Origin of the sequence: Tenacibaculum sp. L6 (genome assembly GCF_028823685.1) — a bacterium.
In the GTDB taxonomy this organism is placed as follows: domain Bacteria; phylum Bacteroidota; class Bacteroidia; order Flavobacteriales; family Flavobacteriaceae; genus Polaribacter.
On the sequence record NZ_JAPEHZ010000078.1, the window covers coordinates 1 to 9208 of the forward strand.

Annotated in this window: 10 protein-coding genes and 1 pseudogene; 9 read left to right on the forward strand and 2 right to left on the reverse strand. The window is 30.5% G+C overall.

Annotated elements, in window-relative coordinates:
- The 3 genes and pseudogenes from OU788_RS11005 to OU788_RS11015 form a co-directional block, all read left to right on the forward strand.
- The coding region (locus tag OU788_RS11005) for a hypothetical protein (RefSeq protein WP_274635215.1) at positions 1-452 on the forward strand (452 nt) is incomplete at its 5' end.
- A 174-nt stretch (positions 453-626) separates the two neighbouring features.
- Positions 627-865, forward strand: a pseudogene (locus tag OU788_RS11010) (type II toxin-antitoxin system ParD family antitoxin).
- Positions 858-1157, forward strand: a complete 300-nt coding sequence (locus tag OU788_RS11015) for a type II toxin-antitoxin system RelE/ParE family toxin (RefSeq protein ID WP_274635216.1) — start codon at positions 858-860, stop codon at positions 1155-1157. The pseudogene OU788_RS11010 and the gene OU788_RS11015 overlap by 8 nt, the downstream one beginning before the upstream one ends.
- Before the next feature lie 52 nt (positions 1158-1209).
- Here the strand turns inward: OU788_RS11015 and pepE are convergent, their stop codons facing one another.
- On the reverse strand, positions 1210-1917 hold the full coding sequence (gene pepE / locus OU788_RS11020; RefSeq protein ID WP_274635217.1) for a dipeptidase PepE: 708 nt from the start codon (positions 1915-1917) through the stop codon (positions 1210-1212).
- Positions 1918-2132: 215 nt separating this feature from the next.
- On the opposite strand from pepE, the gene OU788_RS11025 reads away from it, so the two are divergent.
- The 6 genes from OU788_RS11025 (at position 2133) to OU788_RS11050 (ending at position 8211) form a co-directional block, all read left to right on the forward strand.
- Entirely contained in the window at positions 2133-2906 is a 774-nt protein-coding gene (locus OU788_RS11025) for a carboxypeptidase-like regulatory domain-containing protein (RefSeq protein ID WP_274635218.1), read from the forward strand.
- Between the two features lie 4 nt (positions 2907-2910).
- Positions 2911-3732: a carboxypeptidase-like regulatory domain-containing protein gene (locus OU788_RS11030; protein ID WP_274635219.1), complete on the forward strand. Its 822-nt coding sequence runs from the start codon at positions 2911-2913 to the stop codon at positions 3730-3732.
- Positions 3729-4514 carry a carboxypeptidase-like regulatory domain-containing protein gene (locus tag OU788_RS11035; protein WP_274635220.1) on the forward strand — a complete coding sequence of 262 codons (786 nt, stop codon included), beginning with the start codon at positions 3729-3731 and terminating at the stop codon, positions 4512-4514. The genes OU788_RS11030 and OU788_RS11035 overlap by 4 nt, the downstream gene beginning before the upstream one ends.
- A gap of 75 nt (positions 4515-4589) precedes the next feature.
- Positions 4590-5387, forward strand: coding sequence for a carboxypeptidase-like regulatory domain-containing protein (locus OU788_RS11040; protein ID WP_274635221.1), 798 nt, complete (start codon positions 4590-4592; stop codon positions 5385-5387).
- A 30-nt stretch (positions 5388-5417) separates the two neighbouring features.
- On the forward strand, positions 5418-5909 hold the full coding sequence (locus OU788_RS11045; protein ID WP_274635222.1) for a DUF6702 family protein: 492 nt from the start codon (positions 5418-5420) through the stop codon (positions 5907-5909).
- A gap of 73 nt (positions 5910-5982) precedes the next feature.
- Positions 5983-8211 carry a M1 family metallopeptidase gene (locus tag OU788_RS11050; protein WP_274635223.1) on the forward strand — a complete coding sequence of 743 codons (2229 nt, stop codon included), beginning with the start codon at positions 5983-5985 and terminating at the stop codon, positions 8209-8211.
- Between the two features lie 260 nt (positions 8212-8471).
- Here OU788_RS11050 and OU788_RS11055 read toward each other — a convergent pair.
- The coding region (locus OU788_RS11055) for an efflux RND transporter periplasmic adaptor subunit (protein WP_274635224.1) at positions 8472-9208 on the reverse strand (737 nt) is incomplete at its 5' end.

The window sequence follows — 9208 nt, forward strand, 5'->3', positions numbered from 1 at the left end:
TTTCTTATTCAAATTCAATTTTACTAGAAATAAATAAAGAAAAGAGACTATACAATAATTTATTTATTGACAAAGGAATAATGATTTTTAAATTAGATGGATCTTCAACAAATTTATTTGTATTAGCTAATCAAAACATTATACCTGATCTTGACATTTCTTCTTATTTATACGCAAAATATTCTAACCAGATAAAAAATGTTGTAGAAATAGATAATCCTAAATACTTTTATCAATTTGAAAAAGATAATTTAATTGATTCTGAAGAAATTACTGGGTTCTCTAATAAAGACTTAGCTATCATTGAAGATGTTTATTTAAAAAATAATTCTAAACTAGATAATACTTTAAGAAAAAAAATTGAAGATGTTACAAGTATTTATTTAGAAGTAAATGATAGATTATACATTTCATCAATAATTAAAAAATTAAAAACTCAATTCAAAAACTAAAAAATTACTAATCTAAACTTATTTCTAAAGTTTGAACTGCTTAAAAACATCCTTAAAATTTGCCTTACTGAAAAACACTAACTAAAAACCCATTACTTACAATTATATCAGACGTTTTAAGGAAGTTTGCAAAACTTACCAATTTTTGGTACTTTTGAATAAACATTAGAAATTATGAGTAAAAACACATCAATATCGTTAGGTAATTATTTTGATCAGTTCGTACAATCGGACGATACAAAAACGTAAGTGAAGTTATTAGAGCTGGTCTTCGACTTTTAGAGAACGAAGAAAGTAAGGTTATTGCTTTACGAAATGCAATCCAAGAAGGAATTGACAGTGGTATTGCTCACAATTTTGACCCAGAAAAACATCTTCAAGAGTTAAAAGCTAAACATAAAAAAAATGGCTAAATATGAACTCACCAACAAAGCAGTTGAAGATTTAACTTATATCTGGGAATACACTTTTAGAAAATGGTCTGAACAACAAGCTGACAAATATTATAATTTACTATTGAATAGCTGTCAAGACATTGCCAATAATCCTGAATTAGGAAAAAATTATGACGGCGTAACAAGTGACTTACTCGGACTAAAAACTAGCAGACACATTATTTTTTATCGCAAACGAGTTAACCAACCAATTGAAATTACAAGAATTTTACATGGTCGAATGGATTTAAAAAATAGAATTCCTGAATAAAAAAATCTACAAAAGATATTAGTTTAATTTCTTAAACTATTTTTCTTCTTTACTAAAAACACTGACTAATCTCTGTATCACTCTCTAACTCTACCGCTTCTTTGTTTTGTTGAAATAAACGTGCTGTATAGTTTCCTCGTAATATAATTGAGTCTCCGTTAACTTCTAGCCAACTTCCTTCACGTAAGCCCAATACAGATGTTTCATTAAAAATATGATATTCTTTAATACGGGTTTCTCTAGTTTCTCCCATATGTGTAGAATCTGGATTCGGATCTAAATAATGCGCATTGATATTAAACGGAATAAACCCTAAGGTTTTAAAACTTGGTGGATACACGATAGGCATATCATTGGTATTCATCATCGTTACTCCACAAATATTACTGCCAGCACTCGTACCTAAATACGGAGTTCCATTTTCAACTACTTTGGTTAAAGCAGGAATAATATCATTTTTATATAGTTGATTTACCAATTCAAACGTATTACCTCCTCCTGTAAAAATTGCCTCCGCTTGCTGTATTGCTTCTTTCGGATTATCAAACTCATGAATCCCTTTTACCTCTTTATTAATGGTAGCAAAAGCCTTACGAGCTATCTCGGTATATTCATCATAGGTTTTACCACTTGCCCGTGCATACGGAATAAACAAAATTGTAGACGCTTCTTTAAAAAAGTCTGCCAACGTTGGTAAAATATATGCTAAATATCCACTTCCATGTACTGTAGATGTACTTGCTACGATAAGTTTTTTCATTTGATATTTTTAATTGTTTTTCAATGGTCAAATGTAACCTTACATGTTTAAAATAATAATTTTAAACATGTCGGTTTCATCTGATTTAAACGCTATTATTCTTAGTATCAGCTCTAAATTTTCAAAAGGTAATTAGTGCTATTATTTTTCAAATTAACAAAAATTTACCATGTCATTAAAACATTTTTAAGACAAGTAGGTGGTTTATTTGTGATATGAGAAACTTTTTACTTATTCTTTTTACGCTATTTTCTTGTGTCGTTTTTGCACAGGCTCCTCCTAAAATTATTAAGGGAACTGTTTTTATAGACAGTATTCCTACTCAAGATGTGCACATCATCAACAAAAAACTTGCTTTAGGAGCTATTTCAAACGAAAACGGACAATTTGAAATTTTAGCAGAAGAAAATAACATACTATTAATTTCTCACCTAAATTTAGAATACAAAGAAATTACTGTGAGTGAAGAAAACATAAAAGCTAAAAACATTGTTGTTTATGTTGATAGTAAAACTCATATGCTAGATGAAGTTGTTTTAGAAAGAAAAAGAGGAATTTTTGAAACAGATGATGATATTCTTACCAATGCCCCAATAGTTAATGCTAAAACATTAAAGCTCCCCTACGCCAACGTAATCCCCAAAGGTGACAAAACGGTAAAAATTGAATCGGGAATAACTATAGGACTCTCAGGACTTGTAAACGCACTTAACGGAAATAATAAAAAGAAAAAACTACTAAAAAAACTAAAAATAGAAGATGAAAACATAGCCAACATCCGAAAACATTATACAGATGGCTTTTTTATAAGACAACTAAAAATTAAAGAAGAACATATTAATTCATTTTTAGAAAGTTGTGTTTCAAAAGGTATTATCAATCTGTATCGAAAGGATAAAGTTCTTGAATTAACTTCCGTTTTAATTGAAAATAGTAAACACTCTCCTTATCTATTAGAAAATGAACATATAAGACTCTCTCAAAAATAATTGCATGATAAAACAACTACCAATCACTTTACTTTTATTACTTACTCTACAAATAACCGCTCAAGAAAACCGAAAATTCTTATATGCATCGGTTCACGATGAAGTAGCATCTGTACCCAATGCACATATTATCAATTTAAACACCAAACAAGGTACTTTTACGAATGATAATGGTGAATTTAGGATTTTAACAAAACCAAACGACTCTTTACAAGTCTCATTTGTAGGCTACGAAACGAAAATTATTAAAGTTGAAACGATTCATTTTGGAATTGAAAAACATACAATAGAACTAAAAAAAATAGCTATTGAACTAGATGAAGTAGAGGTAAAAAAACATTACTTAACGGGGTCTATTTCTTTAGATATTAAACAAGCACCTAAAGATTCAATTGGCGATCTTGTTAAAGATTTAGTTTCTGATATAAAAAACATGAAGGTTTCTGATATTATGAAGATGCCTGACGATGAACTTAACAGCAAAAAGGCTCCAAATATGAGAAAAGTAATCGACCCTACAGCTGCTTTTGCAGGTATTGGAGGAAGTGTTAGTTTAGGTCTTGATGCTTATTCTCTAAAATTAAAAAGAACCCGAAAAGCAATAAAGTTTAAAGAAGATTTTCCTAAAATGCTCCTCTCAGAATTTGGAGAACACTTCTTCTTTGAAGAATTGAAAATTCCTGAAGATAGGTACCTACATTTTTTAGAATACTGCAATCCGCTAGGCATTGAAAAATTATATAAAGATGGAAACGTTTTAAAACTAATCGAAATTTTGCGAAAAGAAAGTGTCAGTTATTTAAAAACTATTCATGAAAAAGAATGAAGAAACTATTAATCATACTATGTTTTGTTTCATCTATTAAAGTTCTATCCCAAGAGCGAAGAGCTTTTTTATATGCCTCAATTTATGATGAAATTAGTGCTGTATCAAATACACATATTATCAATTTAAATACCAAACAAGGTACTTTTACGAATGATAATGGTGAATTTAGAATTTTAGCCAAACCAAACGACTCTTTACAAATATCATTTGTAGGTTATGAAACGAAAATTTTTAAAGTTGATTCAAATCATTTTGGTATACAACAAAACAAAATTGAACTTAAAAAAGTAGCAATAGAACTCGATGAAGTTGAAATAAAAGAGCACAACTTACTTGGATATATTTCTTCTGACACTAAACATATTAAAACTGAAAAAGAAATCAATGCAGAAAGTTTAAACCTTCCTTACGCTGGTTCAAGAATTTTAACTCCTGCCGAAAGAAGATGGCATACAGCAACAACTAGTTATAGCGGAATCCCTGTAGATCCACTTTTAAATTGGATATCTGGTAGACTAAAAAAGCTAAAAAAAGAAAAAGCTATTGAAGATACTGAAAAGAGAATACAACATATACGTAACAATTATCGAGTTTATATACTACATGAATTAAAAATTATACCAGAAGATCTTACAAGGTTTATCTACTTTATTGAAAACACCAATAATTTCTCTCCTTCATTATTAGCTGATGAAATAATGATGATTTCATTCTTAAAATTAAAATCTGATGAATTTAAAAAATTAAACCCGCAAAATTATAAACCAAACCAACAGTAGTCCAGAATTTAAATCGCTGATTTTAAAATATTTTGTACCTTTATAAGTAAGCACTAACCTACAACACTTACCATTATGAAGCGATTTCTTTTAGCCTTACTTCTTTTATCACAAGTTGCGTTCTCACAAGAAGAGCGAAAAACACTTTTCGGAATTGTTTATGATGAAAATGGTGTTTTAGAAAATGCTCATATTGTTAACTTTTCTACAAATCAAGCTACTTTTTCTAACGAAAATGGTGAGTATCGAATTTTTGCTAAACCTAACGATTCAATAAGATATACCTCTATCGGATACAAAACTATTTTTGAAACTCTTACCAAAGAGGATTTTAATACTTACCGAAAAAGAACCACTTTAGAAAAACAAGATTACGAATTAGATGAAATTTTACTACGAAACAACGAACTTTCAGGAGAGCTTACTAAGGATTTACGAAAAGTAAAACGTGATAAAAATCTAGAAATCGCTAGCAACGCTACTGATTTTTCTAAAGTAAATTATAACAACTATGCTTCCGATGATCATATTAGCTTACATGTAAAACCCAATGTAGTTAGAGTTGATCCTACTAAAGATTTTGAAGGATTTGGCACAACCAATACATTTCCTGTAAAAGACTCAGAAAAAATACAAGAACTTCGTAAAGAATTAGCTTTTAAAGAAAGTTTGCCAGCTAAACTATTAAATGAATTAGGGGAAGATTTCTTTTTTGTTGAACTAAAAATTCCTGTAAATAATTATTATCATTTTCTTGAATACTGTAATCCGTTAGGTATTGAAAAACTATATCAAAACCGTGAAGTATTAGAGGTTATTAAAATTTTAAGAAAAGAGCACATTAGCTATTTAGAAATTATCAAAAAACAGTAATTTGGCGCAATAATTGTTTTAAAACACTTCATGAAAAAAATTATAATCATCCTTTTAGTACTTCCGTTACTATCGTTTACACTACATAAATACTACGTTGCTTTAACTGAAATAGAATATAAAGAAGACTCAAAAAGCGTTCAAATGATTATGAATGTTTTTATGGATGATATAGAATTAGCCATTAATAAAGACTACAATACTAATTTACAAATAGCTTCTAAAAATCAGCTTTCTAATATTGATGATTACTTTTACAAATACTTACAACAACATTTTAAAGTAATTATCAACAATCAAGAAGCTTCTTATAAATTCATTGGAAAAGAATACGATGGTGATATTGTTTATTTTTATTTAGAAATAGAAAATGTTGAAACACCAACTTCTATCGAAATTCAAAACGATGTTTTAGTTGATCACTTTCCAGATCAACAAAATTTGATAAAAGCTACCGTCAATAAAAAACGAAAAAGTTTATTCTTGTCTAATACTAATGATAAAGGTTTGTTAAAGTTTTAACATTTACATTTTTTTAATAATAAGTTTTCATTAACTTTCCGCTTATTTATTCAAAAAAATCAATAAGCACACAATGAGAAGATATTCTACGCTACTATTTTCAGCACTCTTTGTATCGACTTCTTTATTTGCCCAAGAGGGACCTAAAAAAGAGCATCAACAAGGTCATACTGATCAAAACAAATTCCGACAGTTAAAAGATGTACTAGCAACTCCAAACGATCAACGTACCGCCTCTGGTGCACCTGGTCATGCATACACGCAACAAAAAGTTGATTATGTAATGGATTTGCGTTTAGATGAAGCTGCTAACAAACTTTATGGTGAAGAAGATATTACATACCACAACAATTCTAGAGATCATTTAGAGTATTTATGGTTACAGCTAGATCAAAATATGCGAGCTCCAGATTCTAAATCTCCATTAGCCCAATCTAAAAAAGCGAGTGGTTTTCAAACTCCAGATAAGTTCGTTGCTGAGAATATGGACAAACCAAAAGATTTTGGTTTTAAAATAGAAGCGGTAAAATATGCTGATGGTAGAGATTTATCTCACACTATTAACCGTACAATGATGCGTATTAATTTGCCAAAACCTTTAGCTCCAGGTGAAATTTTTAAATTTAAAATCAAGTGGAATTACCTGATTAACAACTCCGTAGAAGATGGTGGGCGTTCTGGTTTTGAATTATTCCCTGATGGAAATAAAAACTATACAATTGCTCAATTTTTCCCAAGACTATGTGTGTATGACAATGTAGAAGGATGGCAAAACATGCAATTTTGGGGACGTAGTGAATGGGCTCTTGAATTTGGTGATTACGATGTGAAAATTACGGTTCCTGAAGATCATATTTTAGATGCTACTGGTGTTTTACAAAACGAAAAAGATGTATTAACAAAAGAACAACGTAACCGTTGGGCTGAGGCTAGAAAATCTTTTAAAAACCCAGTATTTATCGTTTCTCAAAAAGAAGCTGAAGAAAACGAAAAGAAAGGTACTACTAAAACAAAAACTTGGCACTTTAAAGCAAACCAAGTGCGTGATTTTGCGTTTGCTTCTTCAAGAAAATATATTTGGGATGCTATGGCTGTTAACATTAACGGTAAAACTGTAATGGCAGTTTCTATGTATCCAAAAGAAGGAAATCCGTTATGGGAAGAGCATTCAACTCGTGTGGTTGCAAACACCTTAGAAGAGTATTCTAAAATGACTTTTGATTATCCGTATCCTAAAGCAATTTCTGTACACGCAAAACGCCAAGGAATGGAATACCCTATGATTTCATTTAATTACGGACGTCCAAACCCTGACGGAACTTATTCTGATAGAGTTAAAAACGGAATGATTGGTGTAATTACACACGAAATTGGTCATAACTTCTTCCCTATGATTGTAAACTCTGATGAGCGTCAATGGACATGGATGGATGAAGGATTAAACTCTTTTGTAGAAATTTTAGCTGAATTAGATTACGATCCAAACTTTAATACAGGTAACTTACCAAAAGACATTGTTCGTTACATGAGCTTAGACCAAAGTAAATTAAGCCCTATCATGTCTCAAGGTGATTACGTTCATAATTTCGGGCCAAATGCATACACAAAACCAGCTGCTGGTTTATACATGTTACGCCAAACCATTATGGGACCTGAATTGTTTGATTACGCTTTTAGAACTTATTCACAAAGATGGATGTTCAAGCACCCTACTCCTGCTGATTTCTTTAGAACTATGGAAGACGCTTCTGGTATGGACTTAGATTGGTTCTGGAGAGGTTGGTTCTACACAACTGATTATACTGATATTGGTATTAAAGAAGTGAAGCCTTTATACCTAACTAACAAACCTAACGAAGAAACAAAGAAGTTACAAGCACAATACCCTTCTTACTTTGCTCAATTAGGAAAATTAGTCTACTTAACTACTGATAAAAAAGATGCTGATAAGTCTGAAGTAGAAGCGTATATCAACAGTTTACCTAAAGACAAAAAAGCTAGCTTAAAAGAATTACCTCAGTACATTTATGAAGTTGAGTTTGAAAAACCTGGGGGGTTAGTAATGCCTATTATTCTTGAAATGACTTATGCTGACGGAACAAAAGAGCGTCAAACTTTTCCTGCTCAAATATGGAATAAAAATGAGCATCAAGTGTTTAGAGTATTTACTTCTTCAAAAGAAATTAAAAGCTTTGTTGTAGATCCTGATTTAGAAACAGCTGATATTGATACTTCTAACAACAGTTGGCCAAAGCAAACGACTAACAAGTTTGATACTTTCAAAAACAAAACAAAAAACTAATCTAAAATATAGATTAAAAGAAAAGCAGCTTTAATAGCTGCTTTTTTTATACCTCTAAATAAGATATTTAATTCCGCTTTAATTTAAGTACTTGATTAGTGATAAACATTACTTATAGTATTTAAAGATGCATCTTATTTCTTTTGCGATAGCTTAAACAAACTTTTCAATTCACCATAACTCGCTATTCATCAACTTAAAACAAAAAAAGCAGCTCTAAAAAAGAACTGCTTTATTGATTATTTTACTTATCTAATTTCTTAGTTATTTTTCTTTTCATCATCTTTCGATGCTTTATTCCAAATTTTGATCTCATCATCGGCAGTAACACCTTCTAATACTTCAATGTTTACTCCGTCTGAAACGCCTAATTTTAACTCACGCTTTTCAAATTCATCTTCTCCTTTTTTCACTTCTACATAAGGTTCTTCAGTTTTCTTGTCAAAACGTAATAATGATTCTTTGATAGATAAAACACTGTCTTTCTTTTCTAGAACAATATCTGCATTGGCGCTATACCCTGCTCTAACAAAATAATTATCGTCAAGGCTTACATCTGCTTTAATTTTAAACTGTACTGCTCCGTTTTCTTCAGTTCCTTTAGGTGCAATAAAATTTAAGATCGCAGGAAACTTTTTGTTTTCAATAGCTCCTAATGAAACTTCAATGTTAGATCCTTTTACCAACTTCCCTACTTCAGACTCATCAACTTGTCCTTCAAAAATCATCTTTTCCATATCTGCAATTGTAGCAATAGTAGTACCTGCGTTAAAATTGTTAGACTGAATAACTTGGTATCCTTTCTTTACTGGAATTTCTACCACCATACCAGAAGTTGTTGCTCTAATATTCGTATTCGCTCCTGCTGAACCAACAGAACCTTTTTTAATGATTTGATAATCGTTTTGAGCATTTCTCAAATCATTTTTTGCTTGGTTATACGATAATTGTGAGTTTTCAAACTCTTGACTAGAAATAACTCCTTTATCAAAAAGTT